This is a genomic window from Flavobacterium sp. DG2-3 (assembly GCF_030730925.1).
In the GTDB taxonomy this organism is placed as follows: domain Bacteria; phylum Bacteroidota; class Bacteroidia; order Flavobacteriales; family Flavobacteriaceae; genus Flavobacterium.
Genome location: NZ_JAVAMB010000013.1, coordinates 76302 through 95344, shown reverse-complemented (window position 1 = coordinate 95344; position 19043 = coordinate 76302). Strand labels below are relative to the sequence as shown.

General features: G+C 33.7%; 11 protein-coding genes. 10 read left to right on the top strand and 1 reads right to left on the bottom strand.

Translation table 11 applies throughout. The features are described 5' to 3' along the window. Positions 1-413: 413 nt before the first annotated feature. Both Q9Q97_RS17120 and Q9Q97_RS17115 read left to right on the top strand, forming a co-directional pair. The gene (locus Q9Q97_RS17120; RefSeq protein ID WP_306159304.1) at positions 414-3581 is read left to right on the top strand and encodes a TonB-dependent receptor; all 3168 of its coding nucleotides are present in this window, start codon (positions 414-416) and stop codon (positions 3579-3581) included. A gap of 4 nt (positions 3582-3585) precedes the next feature. Beyond that, on the top strand, positions 3586-5058 hold the full coding sequence (locus tag Q9Q97_RS17115) for a RagB/SusD family nutrient uptake outer membrane protein (protein WP_306159302.1): 1473 nt from the start codon (positions 3586-3588) through the stop codon (positions 5056-5058). A gap of 129 nt (positions 5059-5187) precedes the next feature. Here Q9Q97_RS17115 and Q9Q97_RS17110 read toward each other — a convergent pair whose 3' ends face one another. Next, positions 5188-6090, bottom strand: a complete 903-nt coding sequence (locus tag Q9Q97_RS17110; protein WP_306159300.1) for a DUF6607 family protein — start codon at positions 6088-6090, stop codon at positions 5188-5190. 105 nt (positions 6091-6195) lie between these two features. On the opposite strand from Q9Q97_RS17110, the gene Q9Q97_RS17105 reads away from it, so the two are divergent. The 8 genes from Q9Q97_RS17105 (at position 6196) to Q9Q97_RS17070 (ending at position 18875) form a co-directional block, all read left to right on the top strand. Continuing rightward, complete coding sequence (locus tag Q9Q97_RS17105; RefSeq protein ID WP_306159298.1) at positions 6196-8310, top strand: TonB-dependent siderophore receptor; 2115 nt, start codon at positions 6196-6198, stop codon at positions 8308-8310. 17 nt (positions 8311-8327) lie between these two features. Beyond that, on the top strand, positions 8328-9752 hold the full coding sequence (locus Q9Q97_RS17100; protein WP_306159296.1) for an HmuY family protein: 1425 nt from the start codon (positions 8328-8330) through the stop codon (positions 9750-9752). A 279-nt stretch (positions 9753-10031) separates the two neighbouring features. Next, the gene (locus Q9Q97_RS17095; RefSeq protein WP_306159294.1) at positions 10032-11510 is read left to right on the top strand and encodes an SGNH/GDSL hydrolase family protein; all 1479 of its coding nucleotides are present in this window, start codon (positions 10032-10034) and stop codon (positions 11508-11510) included. 89 nt (positions 11511-11599) lie between these two features. Next, positions 11600-12928: a GDSL-type esterase/lipase family protein gene (locus Q9Q97_RS17090; protein WP_306159292.1), complete on the top strand. Its 1329-nt coding sequence runs from the start codon at positions 11600-11602 to the stop codon at positions 12926-12928. A gap of 1 nt (position 12929) precedes the next feature. Beyond that, positions 12930-14612, top strand: a complete 1683-nt coding sequence (locus Q9Q97_RS17085; protein WP_306159290.1) for an MBOAT family protein — start codon at positions 12930-12932, stop codon at positions 14610-14612. Positions 14613-15125: 513 nt separating this feature from the next. Then, positions 15126-16487, top strand: a complete 1362-nt coding sequence (gene ffh / locus Q9Q97_RS17080) for a signal recognition particle protein (RefSeq protein ID WP_306159288.1) — start codon at positions 15126-15128, stop codon at positions 16485-16487. 141 nt (positions 16488-16628) lie between these two features. Next, complete coding sequence (locus tag Q9Q97_RS17075) at positions 16629-17516, top strand: bifunctional 5,10-methylenetetrahydrofolate dehydrogenase/5,10-methenyltetrahydrofolate cyclohydrolase (RefSeq protein WP_306159286.1); 888 nt, start codon at positions 16629-16631, stop codon at positions 17514-17516. 432 nt (positions 17517-17948) lie between these two features. After that, entirely contained in the window at positions 17949-18875 is a 927-nt protein-coding gene (locus Q9Q97_RS17070) for a magnesium transporter CorA family protein (protein ID WP_306159284.1), read from the top strand. Positions 18876-19043 lie beyond the last annotated feature (168 nt).

Here is a 19043-nt window from a genome sequence, read left to right as displayed (position 1 = left end):
AGTAAAGCCAATAGTTTAATGACTATTGGCTTTTTTTATTGTTTTTTTGGCTCGTAGACCCTTTTTACACTATAATTTGAAAGTAATTTTGCACCGGCTTTTGTAAGAATTACGATAATAGGTGATAGATTTTTTAAGTCAGTTCTACTGTTCATTTTTAACTATTTTGAATTAGTAATCTCTTAGTTGAAAAATGATACAGAATAAAAGAAAAACCGTCTATTATAGATGGTTTTTATTCTTAAGCCTCACCTTTACTTGTTTCGTTTTTAAACGTAGTGGCTTCTCTTTTAAGTCTTCTAAATTTTATTTGTAATATTAATTGTATATTTTATTTAGTTAAAAGTAATTTAACACTTGTTAAAATTATTTTAATTTTTTAAGTTCGCCCCGTAATTAAAAAACAAAAAATAATGAAACAAAAATTAAAAGGATTTATGATGCTTTTTTTTATTCTGATTTTGCAGTCTAGCATTGCTCAGGAGAAAAAAGTTACGGGAGTGGTTTCAGATGCAAACGGACCAATTCCGGGTGTAAACGTAATGATTAAAGGCACCAAAAATGGAGTTCAATCGGATTTGGATGGTAAATATATCATAACAGCAAAAACTGGTGATGTTTTAACCTTTTCTTACATGGGATTCAAAGATGTTAGTTTAACTGTCGGTTCTGGTTCTGTTCTAAATGCTAAAATGCAAGAAGACGGAAAAGAATTAGATGAGGTTGTGGTTGTCGCATATGGGACGGCAAAAAAGACTTCTTATGTCGGATCAGCTACTCAAATAAAATCCGAACAACTCGAAAATAGACCTTTGACAAATGCATTGTCTGTTTTGGAAGGTTCAACATCAGGAGTTCAAATTCAAAGTTCTGCGGGACAACCAGGTGCTGCTCCCGAAATTAGAATTAGAGGTTTTAGCTCGATTAATGGATCAAATACTCCTTTATACATTGTAGATGGTGTTCCTTATGCTGGCGACATCAGTAATTTAAATTCAAGCGATATTGAAAGTTTAAGCGTTTTAAAAGATGCTTCTTCTACATCTTTATATGGCTCAAAAGCAGCAAATGGAGTAATTATTATTACTACAAAATCAGGGAAATCACAAAAGGATAAATTCTCACTTAATTTAAGTACAGGAATGACCTCCCGATCTATTAAAGATTATAAAAGAGTAAATGCCCTAGATTATTATCCATTAGAATGGGAAGCTATTAGAAATAGTCGTCCGATGGGTAATCAAACAGAAATTGATGCAGCAAATGCTTATGCATCTTCTAGAGTTCCAGTCGTTTTAGTTACAAACCCATTTAATGTTCCAAGCGGGAGTATAGTTGGAACAGACGGAAAATTAAATCCTGATGCAAAGTTGTTGTATCCTCAAGATCTTGATTGGGCTAAACAATTGGAAAGAGCGGGAGTTCGTAAAAATGTAGATTTTTCTTATCAAGGAAAATCTGAAAGATCCAACTATTTTGCATCATTAGGCTATTTGGATGAAGAAGGATATATACAAAAATCTGGCTTCGAAAGAACAACGGGAAGATTAAACCTAAATACAAGTTTAAAAGAATGGTTTAAAACAGGCGTAAACATATCGGGAACTTTAACCAATTCAAAATTAGGAACTGATGGAGTCGAAAATACAAGCTCATTTAAGAATCCATTTAGAACAATAAGAACAATGGGGCCAATTTATCCTGTTTTCGATCATGCATCAAATGGCGATTATGTTTTAGATGTTAATGGTAATCGCGTTTATTCTACTGTTCGTGGATCAGGAGCTTCAAACGGACGTAATGTTGTTTACGAAACTTTAAATGATACCGATGTCGTAAAAGGATTAGCTCTTTCGGCTAGAACTTTTTTTGAAATTTCATTTACTAAGGATTTAAAATTTACAACAAATGCATCTATCGACAAAACATATAGAAATAGAACCTATTCTTATAATACTGAAATTGGAGACGGAGCACCAACTGGCTTGATGGCAAAAGAAGATAAAATCCTAACAGGAATTACATATAATCAATTATTGAATTATTCGAAGAAAATTGGAGAACATTCATTCAATATATTATTGGGACATGAAAGTTTCGATTATGAAACAAACTGGACCAGCAGTAGTAAAACAGGTCAAGTGGCTCCAGATATCATAGAGTTTGTCAATTATGCAACAACTACTGGTTTAACTTCTTTTACAAGAAATTATGCAACAGAATCATACTTTTCAAGAGCAGGTTATGATTATATGAGTAAGTATATTTTTTCAGCATCATTAAGAAGAGATGGATCTTCAAAATTTGCTAAAGATAATCGTTGGGGTAATTTCTGGTCTTTAGGTGGAGCGTGGGTAATTTCTAAAGAAAATTTTTTAAAAGATTATTCTTGGATTAGTGATTTAAAACTAAGAGCCTCAATTGGGCAAGTTGGAAATGACTCTCATATAATTGGCAATACGAATGATGCTGGTTCAAAAATTAATGGCTTAAATTATTATGTCAGCCAGCCTACTTATAGTTTAGGTAATGATAATGGAAGTGAGGGCGGTATTATAACTTATGCTGCGGCTGCAACCGATTTAAAATGGGAGGTAAATACTCAAAAGGATATTGCAATAGGGTTTGGTTTATTCAAAAACAGATTAAAAGGGAGTGTCGAGTATTATAATAGAAATACTGACGGGTTGATTTTTTCTGTGCCTAATCCATTGTCTTCTGGTTTAGATAATAGAGTGGAAAATATTGGTTCTATGGTCAATAAAGGATTTGAAATTTCATTAGATGGTGTCATCGTTAAAACAAATGATTTTTCCTGGAGCCTGAATATTAATGCGTCAACAATTAATAATAAAATTACAAAACTTCCTCAAGGAGAAATTATTGATGGGACTAAAAAACTCTCAGTAGGTCATTCAATATATGATTATTGGTTAAGAGACTGGTATGGTGTAGATCCTTCAGACGGATATGCGCTATTTGTAGCGGATCCAAAATTTGTAAATACAAGCGATGCTTCAATGAGAGTTGTAAATGGTGTAAATGTTACTACAGATCAAAATAAAGCACTGTACCATTATGCAGGTTCAGCTATTCCAGATTTATTTGGAAGTTTTGGAAATACATTTAAATATAAAGGACTTCAATTGGATGTTGTATGCGCGTATCAAATAGGAGGTAAAATGTACGATACTAATTATTCAGTTTTAATGCATACGGGAAATAATTATGGATCTGCTTTAAGTACGGATATCTTTAGAAGATGGCAAAATCCTGGCGATATAACTGATGTTCCTCGATTGGATGTTAATAGAAATACTCCATCAAGCGCGGCTTCTGACAGATGGTTAATAGGTTCTGATTATTTATCGTTAAGACAAGTTAATTTATCTTATAAAATGCCTTCGGAGTTTATATCAAAATTCGAAATTGATAATGCTTCAATATATATCAACGGTGAAAATTTAATGCTGTTTACAAAACGTCAAGGAATGGATCCAACTCAAACTTTCAATGGAACGACTCAAAATAGATATATACCATCGAGAGTAATTTCATTAGGACTGAATTTAAATTTTTAATATTATGAAATCAAATTATATAAAATTACTATTCGCATTTATAGTCTTAACTTTTTTAGGCTCTTGTTCTGACGATTTTTTAGATAAAAAGCCAACCGAATTTGTGGACTATGAGGGAGCAACAAATACAACTACTGATTTAATGACTCTTTTGAATGGGATTCATCGATCTTTATATATTAGTTATGAAGATCAGAGTCAGGGAGGCTTGGGAGGTCTTATGGAACAAACTGATATTGCTGGTGATGATGTTGTCTTCCCAATTACAAATGGATGGTTTTTGACAATGTATAATTGGAGCGCAATGAACAATGAGAATTCTACAGAAATTCGTTTTGCTTATAGAACCTATTATAGAATCATTAGAAATGCCAATACAATAATAAATGCGACTGATTCAGCAATTGGATCTAATGCTGATAAGAAGATTGTAAAAGGACAAGCTTTACTTTACAGAGCGTTTTGCCATTATCAATTGGTGCAGTTGTTTGGTAAAAGATATGAAAGTGGTAGTGTAAATTCTCAACTTGGTGTGCCAATTATCTTAACTGTTGGGAATGATAAATTTCCGCGTTCAACTGTTGAAGAAGTATATGCTCAAATTAACAAAGATTTGGACGAAGCAAATGTTTTATTAGCGGGTTATACAAAACCAAATAATTCGCATTTGGATTTGGCAGTAGCACAAGGTTTAAAAGCTAGAGTAGCTTTGACTCAAGGAAATTGGTCAATTGCGGCTGATTATGCCAATAAAGCCAGAACAGGAAAGACTCTAATGCCAGTGGCAGAATATGGTCTAGGTTTTAATGATTATAATAATAGAGAATGGATGTGGGGAAGTCATATTAATGAAGTTCAAACAGCATATTTTGCAAATTTTGGTGCTTATATGTCTAGAAATTTCAGTTCAACTGTTATTCGCTCTTGTCCAAAGGCAATCAATAGCAAATTGTATGATTTGATTCCTTCTACTGATGTTCGTTCTACAATATTTGACAAAACAGGAAAGCATACAGCGTTGGGATTGCCTTCAAACTTTGCTAAGTTTCCTTATACCAGCCAGAAATTTTTAGCCGTAAGTGCAGGAGACAGCAGATGCGATGTGCCATATATGCGTGTTGCTGAAATGTATTTAATAGAAGCAGAATCAAAAGCAAGATTAGGAAATGCAGATGCAGCTACTGTGCTTTTTGAATTTGAAAAAACAAGAAACCCTTCTTACACCTTATCTACAAATTCAGGGCAGGCTCTAGTTGATGAAATTTTACTTCAAAGAAGAATTGAATTGTGGGGAGAAGGTTTTAGATTTTATGATTTAAAAAGAACTAATTCCCCATTGAATAGAACTAATTCAAATCATGATTTAGGAATTACAAATGGAGTGGTTGCTGTAGCGCCTTCAGATAAAAGATGGCAATGGTTGATTCCAAAAGTTGAAATTGATGCAAATCCTTTGGTTATTCAAAATGAATTGTAAACTTTTATAATAAGCCTAAAAGAATAAGAAGTTTAAATCTTAACACATATAAAATAAACGTTGCTAAAATGCCAAAAAAAAAGCCGGAAGTCTCAAAACTTCCGGCTTTTTTATAACAACTAATTCTAATTACTTAACAAATTTGTCAATGATTTTATCTGTTTCTGCTTTTGCAGTATCTGGTTTTAAATCAAATAATAAAGAGTAAAGTGCTTTTCTATCTACTTTAGCCTCTAAGTTTAAGTCTTTATGTCTGTCAAATAAAGTTTGCCATTTATCACGAACATTTTTCCATAAAGCATTGTTTGCAACCCACCATTTTTGAGCAGCCTGACATTTAATGTCTGGAACTTTAGTGTAAACGTCAAATCCTTTTTCTTGAGCTAACAATACATCTTTTCCAGCATCGTCACGAACCAATTTGTCGTTGTCTTGCTCGTGGTTCCATCCTGTAGCAGTGATTTCGTGAATGTTTCTTCTTTTCAAAACATTGTAATCGTTACGTTTTGTCTGCTCTCTTCTTGGAAGCGGTGCATCTGCAACATTTTCCCAATAATCTTTTCCGTCAACATGTACCCATGTAGAAGAACCTTCGTAACGAGGACTATCATCTACTTGGTAAACTTTTTGAGTCCATTGACCTTTAACGGCTTTTTTATCTAATTTTTTGTATTTCCAAGAAGTTCCTTTGTCGAAAGAATATAAGTCTGTGTTTTCATATAACCAATCTTGTCTCCAGTGTTTGATAATCATATCGTCACTTACAATCAATAAGTGCTGCATTACAATTTTGTTTGGAGTATCTTCTAATAATTCTACCCATTCTAAAGCAGATTCATGTTTAGTTTCAGAAGGTTTGTAAGTAAGAGTATCTTTTGGATAAGAGAAAGTTTCTGTGAAATTAAACTTTACCTCGTAACAACCACACATCGATTTAATTGACTTAATGTCTTGTTGTTTCTTGTCCTGACTGAATCCAAGACTACATGTTAAAGCCAAAGCGGCTGACATAAAAAGGCTTTTTGAAATCATAACTTATTGTTTTGTTTTTAAATTTTTCGCAAATATATAAATTTAATTTAGAACAATTAAAAATAATCATATATTTGCACCGATTATTAAGATTGAATAAAAATAATGAAAATTAAAATTACCCTTTTTGCTGGATTTCTATTTTGTACTTATGCTTTCGGACAGCAAAAAGATACCATTAAAACAGCTGAAAAATTGTCTGAGGTTGTTGTGACCGGGCAATTCGAACCACAATCGATTAAAAAGTCGGTTTTTAATGTTCGTGTTATTTCTAGTAAGGATATTCAGAATCTAGCTGCGAATAATTTAGCCGATGTGTTGAATCAGTATTTAAATATTACAGTTAGACCAAGTGGAACAAGCGGAAGATCAACAGTTTCCTTGTTTGGGTTGGATGCACAGTATTTTAAAATTCTGGTGGATAACATTCCATTAGTAAATGAAGCGGGTTTAGGAAATAATACAGATTTATCGCAGATCAACTTAAATGATGTTGAACGAATTGAAATCGTAGAGGGATCGATGGGGGTGGTTTATGGAGCAAATGCAGTAAGTGGTGTTTTAAATATCATTACCAAAAAATCTTCTCAAAATAAATGGAATATAAATGCCTATATTCAAGAAGAAACGGTTAAAGATGAGTATGCACTTTTTGATGAAGGTCGTCATATTCAATCACTAAGAGCAGCTCATACTTTTAATGATAATTGGTTTGCCAGTATTGGTGCAACTCGTAATGATTTTCAAGGTTTCTTGGATGATAAAAACGGAAAAGACTACGAAATAAACGATCAGACCCGTGGATATAGATGGCTTCCAAAAGATCAATTGAATGGAAATGCATTAATTGCTTATAATAAAGGTAATTTTAAAATTTTCTACAAATTCGAATATTTAGATGAGGATGTTGATTATTATAATGCGACAGTGCAATCAGGATTTAATCCTGTTTTAGGATCATATACTTATGCAGATGATATGCGATATATGACTAATAGATATTTTCATAATCTTAATGCTTCTGGAAAACTTTTTACTAAATTAAACTATAATGTTTCTCTTTCGCATCAAAAACAAGAACGTAATGTAGAAAATTTCAAATACTATTTTCAGAACAAAAATGAGAAAGAAAATGTTACTGTGAAAGACCAGTCAATGGAAGTTCTTTATTCAACAGGAACTTTGAGCAATTTTTTTACAAATAAAAAATATGATCTTCAAATAGGTTATGAATTTGTAAATAATCAAGGGTATTCATTGATTCAAGAAGGAAACAATTTATTTGTTCCTGTTAGAAAAACTCTTGAAAACTATGATTTTTTTGCTTCTTCTGAAATTATGGCAACAGACAGGTTTTCAGTCCGCCCAGGGTTAAGATTTTCTGCTCAGTCAAGATTTAAAGACCAATACGCTTCTTCTCTTAATTTAAGATATTTATTTGATAGAGGAATAGAGTTAAGAGGATCAGTTGGTACATCATTTAGAACTCCAACTTTTGAGGAGTTATATTCAAAATTAATCTTCGATGGACACTTTTTTACAGGAAATGAAAATCTTATTCCAGAAACAAGTACTTCATATGAAGCAAGTTTTAAAAAGTCAACTTCTTTAAGTTCTGGATTGAGGATTTCAAACACATTTGCAGGAAGCTTTTTAAATGTAAATGACAGAATCGATATGGCTTTAATTCAATTTAACCCAGATACGGGAAATCCAGAATATCAATATATCAATATTAGTAAATACCAAATGTGGAATTTTTCAACAATGAATCAATTCAACATTGGCAATCTAAATTTTAATCTTGGAGCCGCGGTTGTTGGAATTTCAAGAAAAATAGAAAATCAAGTCTTTAGTTCTGATGACAAATTTTTGTATTCGTTTAATTTGAATAGTAGCGTTTCTTATCAACTTCCAAAATGGAAAACTATTTTTTCAGCCTATTATAAATATAACGGAAAAACACAGCAGTTTATAGAAGGGTCTTCGTCGTATGTTCTTTCGGATATAGACCCAAGCAATTGGCTAGACGCTTCTATTCGTCAGGGATTTTTTAAAAACCAATTGGAAGCTACAATTGGAGCTAGAAACATCTGTAATGTTACTAATGTTACACAAACCAACACCAATCAGAGTGCAGGACATGCAGGTTCATCAGACTTAATGCTGGCTTATGGACGCTCTTATTTTATTAAACTTTCATATAATCTTAATCTTTAAACATAAACTACAATAAAATGAAAAAACTATTATTTTTATCACTTTTTGTGTTGTCATTAGCATCATGCTCAAGTGATGATAACAACACAGCTGAAGTTAATGCTGTTGCTTTTGCATCTGCTTCACTAAATCTGACTGCCGCTGAAACACCAGTTGTAATTAATTTTGCAGCACCAACTTCATCAGCGGGATCTTTGACTTTAAGTTATACTGAAAATGCTGTTGTTGAAGGAACTGATTTTTCAACAGTCCCAGCTGTAGCTGCCAAAACAATCGTAGTACCTTTTGCACAAGGAGTTTCTTCTGTTAGCTTTACTTTCAAAAAATTGAAAGAAGCTGTTGAAGGACAGGTTAAAAATGTAGTTTTCACAATTAGCAGTAATTCTATTAATGCAATACTAGGTGAAAACAAAACAATTCAGGTTAACTTTAATGAAACTGCATATACAGGCGGTACTTTAGCTGCAAGTGTTGGTGGACCAAATCAGCCAAATCAACTTTACCTTGATTTAAGTTCAGGTATTTCAACATCTGTAAATAGAGCTGCTTGGGATTTTGGTTTCTATTCAGGAAGTGATTTTAGAGTTATAATAAACGGATCAGTTAAAATGGCTGTTAAAAAACTAGAAACATCAGATATTACTTTACCACAAGAAATTGATAGTAATGTAACTGTTGGAGCAGGAACAACAGCAGCTTCAAATGGTTTTGTAGATAACCCAACTGGTGTTTTAACTGGAGCTGGTGCAGGACTTGGAACAGCTATTGCAGAAATTTCAGCTACAGACGCAGATAATAAAGTTTACTTAGTGAATATGGGAGCAGCAGTAAGCACAAAAGTAGCAGGTACTGGTGGAGTAGAAGTTGATGGTGATTCTAGAGGATGGAAAAAAGTTAGAATATTAAGAAATGGTGCAGGTTATAAAATTCAATATGCAGAATTAGGAGCTACTACATTTACGGAAAAAACAATTTCTAAAGATGCAACTTATAACTTTACATTTTTTAGTATAGCTTCTGGAAATACTGTTTCAGTTGAACCAGCAAAAGCAAAATGGGATTTAAACTTCACTGTATTTACAAATTATTTAAATATGGGTAGTGGAGATGTAACTTATGGATATGCTGATTTTATTACTACAAATTCAAGAGGAGGATCTAAAGTTTATCAAGTTTTAGTTTCTACTGGTGGATCTTATGCTGATTTTACAAAAGCAAAAGTTGTTGAAGATAACTTTAAAGTTTCTGAAACAGATCAAAGAATAATTGGTGCAAACTGGAGAAACGGAGGAGGTCCTACTACTTTGCCAAGCATCAGAACAGATCGTTTTTATGTAGTTAAAGATGCAGCAGGTAACTATTACAAAGTAAGATTCCTTACTATGCTAAATGAAAAAAGCGAAAGAGGAAATGTTACTCTGGAGTCTGCTATCTTAAAATAAATTCATAAATGAAAAATCTAAAAAATATAAAGATTATTTCATTCTAAAATAAATGCTTTGCATTCAAAATTTAGTTAATCATTAGCTTTGTTTTTTTTATTTTTTTTTGATTTAAGAGGTTAGATTTTCTAACCTCTTTTTTTTGTTCTACTTTCCTGTTAAAATGAAATAGAAACAAAATGTTATTCTATCTTTGCACAAAATTTTCTGCAATAAGTTAACAATTATTTAATTGGTTTAATTTTTGAATGCAGTCCCTCATATTTTTATAATTATTAAGTGAATACAAAATCTTATTTTTTTCAGTCTTTTGCGATCGTTGCTTTAGCGCTGGTTGCTTTTATTGGGTTTAAGCAAATCCTTCCAGACAAAATATTTTCGGAGAGTAAGTTAGATTCTAAAAATATATTAATTGACAGTTTGCTTTTGGAGTCTGTAGCCGAAGATTCTCTTTCTTTGGATAAGGATAGTATTGCCGAAAGCGAACGAGAACTAAATCAGCAGAAAATTGTTTTTGACGAAACGGAAGGAATCGAGTTTCCCGCAGAAACATTCGAAAATTATAAAGGATATCAATACCTGATTTCTTTCTATGAGAAATTGTACCAATTAGAAAAAAATCCTCAAAGCAAAGTTAGAATCGCTTATTATGGAGATTCTATGACCGATGGAGATTTAATCGTTCAAGACGTTCGTACGAATTATCAGGAACGTTTTGGTGGAAACGGTGTTGGTTTTGTTCCTATTACTTCAGAATCTGCTGCTTCGAGAGGTTCTGTAAAATCAACTTATTCTAAAAACTGGAAAACGCAGTCTTATTTAAATGTAAAAAGACCAACTAGCCCGTTTGGAGTTAACGGACACGTGTTTTTTGCAAATGACAAATCCAATTTAACTTGGGTACAGTATGAAGCTGGGCGTAACAAATATTCTACTTCTTTAGACAATGCCACTTTATTTTATGGACGTTCGTCTAAAGCTGGAAAAGTAAATTTCATTATAGGAAAAGATACTCTAAAGAAAAGTCTATCTCCAAATAATCTAGTAAACACGCTGAAAGTTTCATCTGGAAGTTTAAAAGCTTTTAAAGCAAATTTCGTACAAGCAGATTCTATTCCGATTTACGGATTTAATTTTGATAACGGAGCTGGAGTTCATGTCGATAATTTCTCGCAGAGAGGAAATTCTGGACTTCCAATTTCGATGTTCAATGCCGATGTCATGAGAGCTTTTAATAACAATTTAAAATACGATCTGATAATTCTACATTACGGAACAAACGTTTTAAATTATGGTACGAAAAATTATTCTTGGTATGAAAAAGGAATGACGAAGACCGTAAATAAAATCAAAGAATCTTTCCCTGGAGTTTCAATTTTGATTGTTTCTACAGCTGATAAATCAACAAAATATGATTTAGAAATGAAAACAGATTCTGCAGTAGTGCCATTAATGAAAGCACAAAAACACTATGCACTTGAAACGCAGGCTGGTTTTGTAAATTTATATACTTTGATGGGAGGAGACGGCTCTATGATTAAATGGGTTGACGAAGTTCCTGCAAAAGCCAATAAGGATTACACGCACTTTAACCAGCGCGGGGCAAAAGCAATTGGTAATTTGCTTTACGGACAATTAAATAAGGGTTACGAAGAATATAAAGCACTCAGACAAAAAAGAGATGCTGAAGGGACTAAGCCAAAACCAGTAAGGAAAGCCAGACCCGATTCCGTTTCGGTAACAAAAGATAGCGTATGATAAATAAACTTATTTTTTTCTTTTGTTGTCTCTTTTTTACAACAAATGAAAAACCTCCAAAAACAGCCGTACATCCAATACAAAAAAGTATGATTCAAAAAACAGATTCTGCAGTAATTGATGCGCCTTCTGACGGACAGATTTATAATGCAAAAGCGTTAAGTGATTTTTTTAAGAAACTGGAAAAAAACGAAGACCAAAAAAATCAAAAAATCAATATTGTACATATTGGAGATTCGCATATTCAGGGTGATTTAATGACCAATGAAATCAGAAAGAAGCTTCAGCAGAAATTTGGTAATGCAGGACGCGGTTTAGTATTTCCGTATCAATTGGCCAGAACAAACGGATCGTACAACGAGCGTTTTAAATCCAACAGAACTTGGGAAAGTTATAGAAATATTTACCCAGCTAAAAATAGTCCGGTGGGGTTAAGCGGAATTGGACTTTGGAGAGATACAGGCGGATTTGTAGTAGAGATGAATGTAAAAGATCCTTCGTATAAATTCAATACCATAAAAATTATTACGCCTCAGAATCAGAATATGTTTGATTTGGCGGTTTCGTCAAAAATCAATTCTATTCAGACTACAGAACGAAGGGTTATAACACACAAAATTAAAAAAGGTGAAGTTCTGGGTACAATAGCAGATAAATACAATGTTTCGATTGCTGAAATTAAAAGAGACAACCGCTTAAAATCGAATAATATCCGAGCGGGAAGAACGTTAAAAATAGCAACAAACGAAACAAGAGCGAAAACTGTTTCAATGTCTGAATTTGTTCCGTTGGAGATAGAGTCAGATTCCTATTCGCATTATTATAATTCGGAGAATGCTTTGAGCCGAATTTTCTTGATTCCGAATAAAGAAGCAAAGGATTATGAGCTAAACGGAATTGTTTTAGAAAAAGATGCTCCAGGCGTTATTTATAGTGGAATTGGAGTGAACGGAGCGAAATATTCAGATTACAATAAATATCCGCTCTTTTTTGAACAATTGAAATCCCTGCATCCAGATTTACTGGTTTTTTCGTTAGGGACAAATGAAAGCTACGATCACTTAGATGCAGAAAAGTATATTAGTGAATTGCGAGAATTTATTAGTAAGATAAGAGCGCAGAAAATAGAGGCACCGATAATTGTAATGACGCCACCGCCATCTTTGCTAAGAAGAAAACCAAATACCTATGTTGATAATTATGCAAGACAAATTATTGATATAGCCCAAAAAGATGATCTTGCTGTTTGGGATTTATACAATGAGTTTGGCGGAATGAGCGGAATCAAACAATTAAAGGTACAGGGATTAATTGGCCCAGACTGGGTTCATTATTCCAAAAAAGGATATGAGAAACAAGGAAATTTGTTTGCTCAGGCATTTTTAAGATCATACGATAATTTTAAATTAAAGAAGTAAATTGACAACGATAGAGAGCATTAATAATTGGTTTATTCAAAACTTTGGTGCAATTACAATAGAACAAGTTAAGAGTTGGTTTGTTTACGATCCCGACGAAAAACTTTTATTCAATACCGGTTTATTCCTAGGTTTATTTCTGGTTTTCTATTTTGTGTATGGTTTTTTACGCAAAACATTTTATTTGAGATTAACGTATGTTATTCTCTTCTCGCTTTTCTTTTATTATAAGTCAAGCGGAATTTACTTTTTGCTGTTATTGCTTTCATCGGTAGTAGATTATGGCTTGAGTCAGATTATTTACAAGGAAAGTAGAGACGGCGTTAAGAAATTGTATTTGGTAATTAGTGTGATTTTGAATTTGGCACTTTTGGGCTATTTCAAATACATGAACTTTTTGATTGTTACGTACAATGATATGTTCAGCGGAAATTTTGCATTGCATAATGTGTTCCTTCCTGTTGGAATTTCATTTTACACTTTCCAATCGATGAGTTATATTATTGAGATTTATCGTGAAGAAATTAAGCCGACCAAAAATTACATCGAATATTTATTTTTCGTTTCATTTTTTCCGCAGTTAGTCGCTGGGCCAATTGTTCGCGCAAAAGATTTCCTTCCGCAGATTTATCAAAAATTAAACCTGACCAAGCAAGATGTAAACAATGCTCTATTTTTGATTATTGGAGGTTTAATTAAGAAAACCGTAATTTCAAATTATATATCGGTAAACTTTGTAGATCGTGTTTTTGATACACCTTTGAGTTATACTTCGTTTGAAAACTTAATGGCTTCTTACGGATATGCGATTCAAATCTATTGCGATTTCTCCGGATATTCAGATATGGCAATTGGTATTGCATTATTATTAGGATTTAAATTGCCAGCCAACTTTAGAACACCGTATAAATCAACTTCGATTACCGATTTCTGGAGAAGATGGCATATTTCACTTTCGACTTGGTTAAAAGACTTTTTATACATTTCGATAGGAGGAAACAGATCGGGTTCTTTCGCAGGATATTTATTCCCGAGTTTATTCTTCTTCGGATTATTGCTTTGGGGAATGTCTTGTTACAATGAAAGTATAATTCCGCTTATCATTGCAGGAAGCAGTATTTTGATTTTCTGCTTGTCATTTTTACTTTCAAGCAAAATCAAACAAACATTAGTAACAAACTTCAACTTGTTTACGACAATGCTTTTGGGCGGTTTGTGGCATGGAGCAGGAGCGCAGTTTATAGTTTGGGGAGCACTTCACGGATTAGCTTTGGCAGTTCATAAAATTTTTATGGAATTCTTTCCGTCTAAAAAAGATAAAAGTCCGAATTTCGTTTGGCGCTTTTTCTCTATCGTAATCACATTTCATTTTGTAGTTTTCTGCTGGATCTTTTTCCGCGCAAGAGATTTCGAAACTGCTCTACAAGTAATTAATAATATCGGCCAGTTAACATTCGAACCAGAACTTTGGAAAACAATTGTATTAGGTTATAAAAATGTTTTCGGATTAATGCTTTTCGGTTACGTTTGGCATTTCTTACCAGAAACTTTCACAAACGGAATGAAATCTGTTTTTGACAAAACTCCATTATTAGTAAAAGCAATAATCTTAGGATTTGTTTACTGGATTGTCTACGCAACAGCCGTTGCAGGATCACAACCGTTTATTTACTTCCAATTTTAGTCAGAGTTACAAAGGCGCAAAGGTTTTTTCTTTTGCGCCTTTTTTTTGGGGTATGCCACGAAGGCGCTAAGACGCGAAGTTTTTTTGTTTCACGCAGATTTTACAGATTTTAGCAGATTTTATTTTAGATTTTTTGAAATATAAATCTGCGTGAAATAAACTTTGCGTCTCTGCGTCTTTGCGCGATTTTTTATTTTAGAGAAGTTTTTTGTTTCTCGCAGATTTGGCAGATAATGCAGATTTGTCTCGTAATATCTATTTTGTAGATTTTCAATTTTTATATTAAAAAATAAATCAGCTTAATCTGCGGGAGAAAAAATTCGAGAAATTAGTGTAATTCGTGGCAAAAAAATAGGCGTAAAAATAATTCGAGCAATCAGTGTAATTCGTGGCTAAAAAACTTTGCACCTTGAGCCTTTGTAACTCTGTCACTTTGTGCCTTTGAACCTTAAAATAAAAATTGCCTGAAATATCTAATTAGATTATCTTTGCACTTCATATAAAGAAAATGATATGTTTGATAATTTAAGTGATAAGTTAGATAAAGCGTTCCATATATTAAAAGGACACGGTAAAATTACAGAAGTAAACGTTGCCGATACCTTAAAAGAAGTTCGTCGTGCCTTATTAGACGCCGACGTTAACTTTAAAATTGCCAAAGATTTTACAGCTAAAGTAAAAGAAAAAGCAATTGGTCAGGATGTATTAACTACACTTCAGCCAGGACAATTATTGGTGAAGTTAGTAAAAGACGAACTTACCGAATTAATGGGTGGAGATGTTGCAGGAGTAAACCTTTCAGGAAATCCGACAGTAATCTTGATGTCTGGACTTCAAGGTTCTGGTAAAACAACTTTTTCTGGAAAACTAGCGAACTTCTTAAAAACAAAGAAAAATAAAAAGCCACTACTTGTAGCGTGTGATATCTACCGTCCGGCGGCGATTAATCAATTGCATGTTGTTGGAGACCAAATAGGTGTTGAGGTTTACTCAGAACCAGAAAATAAAAATCCTGTAGAAATTGCTCAAAATGCAATCAAACATGCTAAAGCAAACGGATTCAATGTTGTAATCGTCGATACAGCAGGACGTTTAGCAGTAGATCAGGAAATGATGGACGAAATTGCACGTGTACACAAAGCAATTGAGCCGCAAGAAACATTGTTTGTTGTCGACTCTATGACAGGACAAGACGCTGTAAACACAGCAAAAGCTTTCAATGATATCTTAAACTTTGATGGAGTTATCTTAACGAAGTTAGATGGTGATACTCGTGGTGGAGCTGCGCTTTCTATCAAAACGATTGTAAACAAGCCAATTAAATTTGTTGGTACTGGAGAAAAAATGGAAGCAATTGATGTTTTCTATCCAGAACGTATGGCAGAGCGTATCTTAGGAATGGGAGACGTTGTGTCTCTTGTTGAAAGAGCTCAAGAACAGTTTGACGAAGAAGAAGCAAGAAAACTTCAAAAGAAAATCGCTAAAAACGAATTTGGTTTTGATGATTTCTTAACGCAGATTCAGCAAGTGAAAAAAATGGGTAATATGAAAGATCTTGTCGGAATGATCCCAGGAGCTTCAAAAGCCATGAAAGATGTAGAGATCGAAGATGACGCTTTCAAACATATCGAAGCGATTATCTACTCGATGACACCAGCAGAAAGAAGTAAACCAGCCTTAATCGACGTAAAAAGAAAAGCCAGAATCGCAAAAGGTTCGGGAACTAAAGTCGAGCAGGTAAACCAACTGATGAAGCAGTTTGACCAAATGAGCAAGATGATGAAAATGATGCAGGGGCCAGGCGGAAAAAATCTGATGAAAATGATGGGCGGTATGAAAGGAATGCCAGGTGGAATGCCAGGAATGCCAAAATAAAAAAAATAAAAGTTTCAAGTTTCAGGTTTCAAGTTATGAGACAGAAATTTGAAACTTTTTTCAATAATAAACAGGGAATGTTTTTAAAACAAAACCTGAAAATAAAAAGGACAGCAAACAACAAACAACAAACAAAACAACATGCAGTTACTAGACGGTAAAAAAACATCTAACGACATTAAAAACGAAATTGCAGTAGAAGTTCAATCTATAAAAGATGCAGGAGGAAAAGTACCTCATTTAGCAGCGGTTTTAGTTGGAAATAATGGAGCAAGTTTAACTTATGTAGGAAGTAAAGTAAAATCATGCCAAGAAATAGGGTTTGATTCAACTTTGGTTTCTTTACCAGAAACAATTACAGAAGAGGAACTTTTGGCAAAAATTAAAGAATTAAATGAAGATGATAATCTTGATGGATACATCGTTCAGTTGCCTTTGCCAAAACACATCGACGAGCAGAAAATTTTATTAGCAATCGATCCAGATAAAGACGTTGATGGTTTCCACCCAACCAACTTTGGTAGAATGGCTCTTGAAATGGAAAGCTTTATTCCGGCAACACCATTCGGAATTATGGAATTGTTAGAGCGTTACAAAGTAGAAACTGCAGGAAAACACACAGTAGTTATCGGAAGAAGCCATATCGTAGGCCGTCCGATGAGTATCTTAATGAGCCGTAAAGGAAATCCTGGAGATTCAACAGTAACTTTGACTCATAGCCGTACTAAAAACTTAGCAGAATTTACTAAAAATGCCGATATCATTATCACTGCTTTAGGAGTTCCGGAATTCTTAAAAGCAGATATGGTAAAAGACGGAGTAACCGTTATCGACGTTGGAATCACTCGTGTAGATGACGCATCAAACCCAAAAGGATATGTGATCAAAGGTGACGTTGATTTTGACGGTGTAAGCAAGAAAGCAGCATTCATTACGCCAGTTCCAGGTGGAGTAGGGCCAATGACCATTGCCATGCTTTTGAAAAACACTCTTTTAGCACGTAAAATGAGAAGCGCAAGAAATCAATAATATTGGTTCAAAAACATATATTGTAAAGTCTAATTAACCGCAAAGTTCGCAAAGATTTTTAAATTTAAGTTTTATAAATATAAGTTCGCAAAGCTAAATCAATAAAGCTTTGCGAACTTTCTGCTTTTACGGGGCTTCCCTAAAAAAATCTTTGCGCACTTTGCGGTTAAAATTATTTGCATTTTCTAGGATCTCTATTTAAACTGAACACTAAAAGCTGAACACTGGATACTTTCTATGTGTTTAAAAAACTTAAACGCCTGTTTTAATATATTATTAATACTTTAAACTTTTTCCTTCTAAAAATAAAGGATACTTTTGCAACACTTTAAAAAACACTTCTCCAAAATGGACGATTATTATTCGTTAGTATTTAATTAAAAGCAGCAATTGAAATTTCAAGGTGCTGCAATAAACACGTAGTTACTAGAAATGAAAGCCTTTTACACAAACAACAACGGATTGGTAGAAATTCAAAAATGGATTTCAAATTGCTGGATTCACATCGAATCGCCTACAGAATCAGAAAAAAAATATCTATTAGAAGAACTTCAGATTCCCGAAGCATTTTACAACGACATCGAAGATATTGACGAAAGACCACGTATCGAAATCGAACACGGCTGGACGCTTATCATCATGCGCATCCCAATAAAAAGTAGCGATGTCAAACTCCCTTTTCAAACTGCACCGCTCGGAGTTATTTTTAAAGACGATATCTGCGTCACCATCAGTTTTTACAAAACAGAAATCATAGCCGATTTTGTGCAATATTCAAGACGCAAAAACATCGAAATCGAAGACAATTTCAATTTAGTTCTAAGACTGCTTTTGTCTTCAAGCGTTTGGTATTTGAAGTACCTAAAACAAATCAACCAAAAAATCAAATTGGCCGAAGATAATTTAGAGAAATCAATCAAAAATGAAGAATTGCAAGCCTTGCTTCAGATCGAAAAATGTTTCGTATTCTTCATCACTTCCTTAAAAGCCAACGACGTTTTATTCCAAAGAATCAAGAATCTAAAAGCGCACAAAGCCAGTTATGATCCAGAATTGCTAGAAGACGTAGAAATCGAGCTTAATCAGGCACAAGATACCGCCAATATTTACAGCAACATCTTGACCGGAATGATGGACGCGTACGCCTCTGTAATTTCAAATAATATGAATAATATTATGAAGCAAATGACCTCGATTTCCATCATTTTAATGATTCCAACACTAATCGCCAGTTTATACGGAATGAATGTCCCAAATGGCCTCGAAGAAAGCAAATACGGAATCTGGATTCTGCTTTTCGTTTCCATTATTCTTTCTGTTGGTGGCGTTATGCTGTTCAAACGCAGAAAATGGTTTTAAATAGAAATTAAAAATAATGTGAAAGTCCGTTCTTGATGAATGGACTTTTTCGTTTTTATTATTTGGGCGTGACCCCGATGCGTCGAGAGGGCAAACATACTTTGTCTTTATACGCCCTCTCAACGCATCGGGGTCGGGCTATCCGCGCTACTTCGGTAGCTAGCTCCT

Bases quoted from the DNA above. Each gene is read 5' to 3' on its own strand.
- Q9Q97_RS17120 (WP_306159304.1), top strand. From the start codon at position 414: ATGAAACAAAAATTAAAAGGATTTATGATGCTTTTTTTTATTCTGATT.
- Q9Q97_RS17115 (WP_306159302.1), top strand. From the start codon at position 3,586: ATGAAATCAAATTATATAAAATTACTATTCGCATTTATAGTCTTAACT.
- Q9Q97_RS17110 (WP_306159300.1), bottom strand. From the start codon at position 6,090: ATGATTTCAAAAAGCCTTTTTATGTCAGCCGCTTTGGCTTTAACATGT.
- Q9Q97_RS17105 (WP_306159298.1), top strand. From the start codon at position 6,196: ATGAAAATTAAAATTACCCTTTTTGCTGGATTTCTATTTTGTACTTAT.
- Q9Q97_RS17100 (WP_306159296.1), top strand. From the start codon at position 8,328: ATGAAAAAACTATTATTTTTATCACTTTTTGTGTTGTCATTAGCATCA.
- Q9Q97_RS17090 (WP_306159292.1), top strand. From the start codon at position 11,600: ATGATTCAAAAAACAGATTCTGCAGTAATTGATGCGCCTTCTGACGGA.
- ffh (WP_306159288.1), top strand. From the start codon at position 15,126: ATGTTTGATAATTTAAGTGATAAGTTAGATAAAGCGTTCCATATATTA.
- Q9Q97_RS17075 (WP_306159286.1), top strand. From the start codon at position 16,629: ATGCAGTTACTAGACGGTAAAAAAACATCTAACGACATTAAAAACGAA.
- Q9Q97_RS17070 (WP_306159284.1), top strand. From the start codon at position 17,949: ATGAAAGCCTTTTACACAAACAACAACGGATTGGTAGAAATTCAAAAA.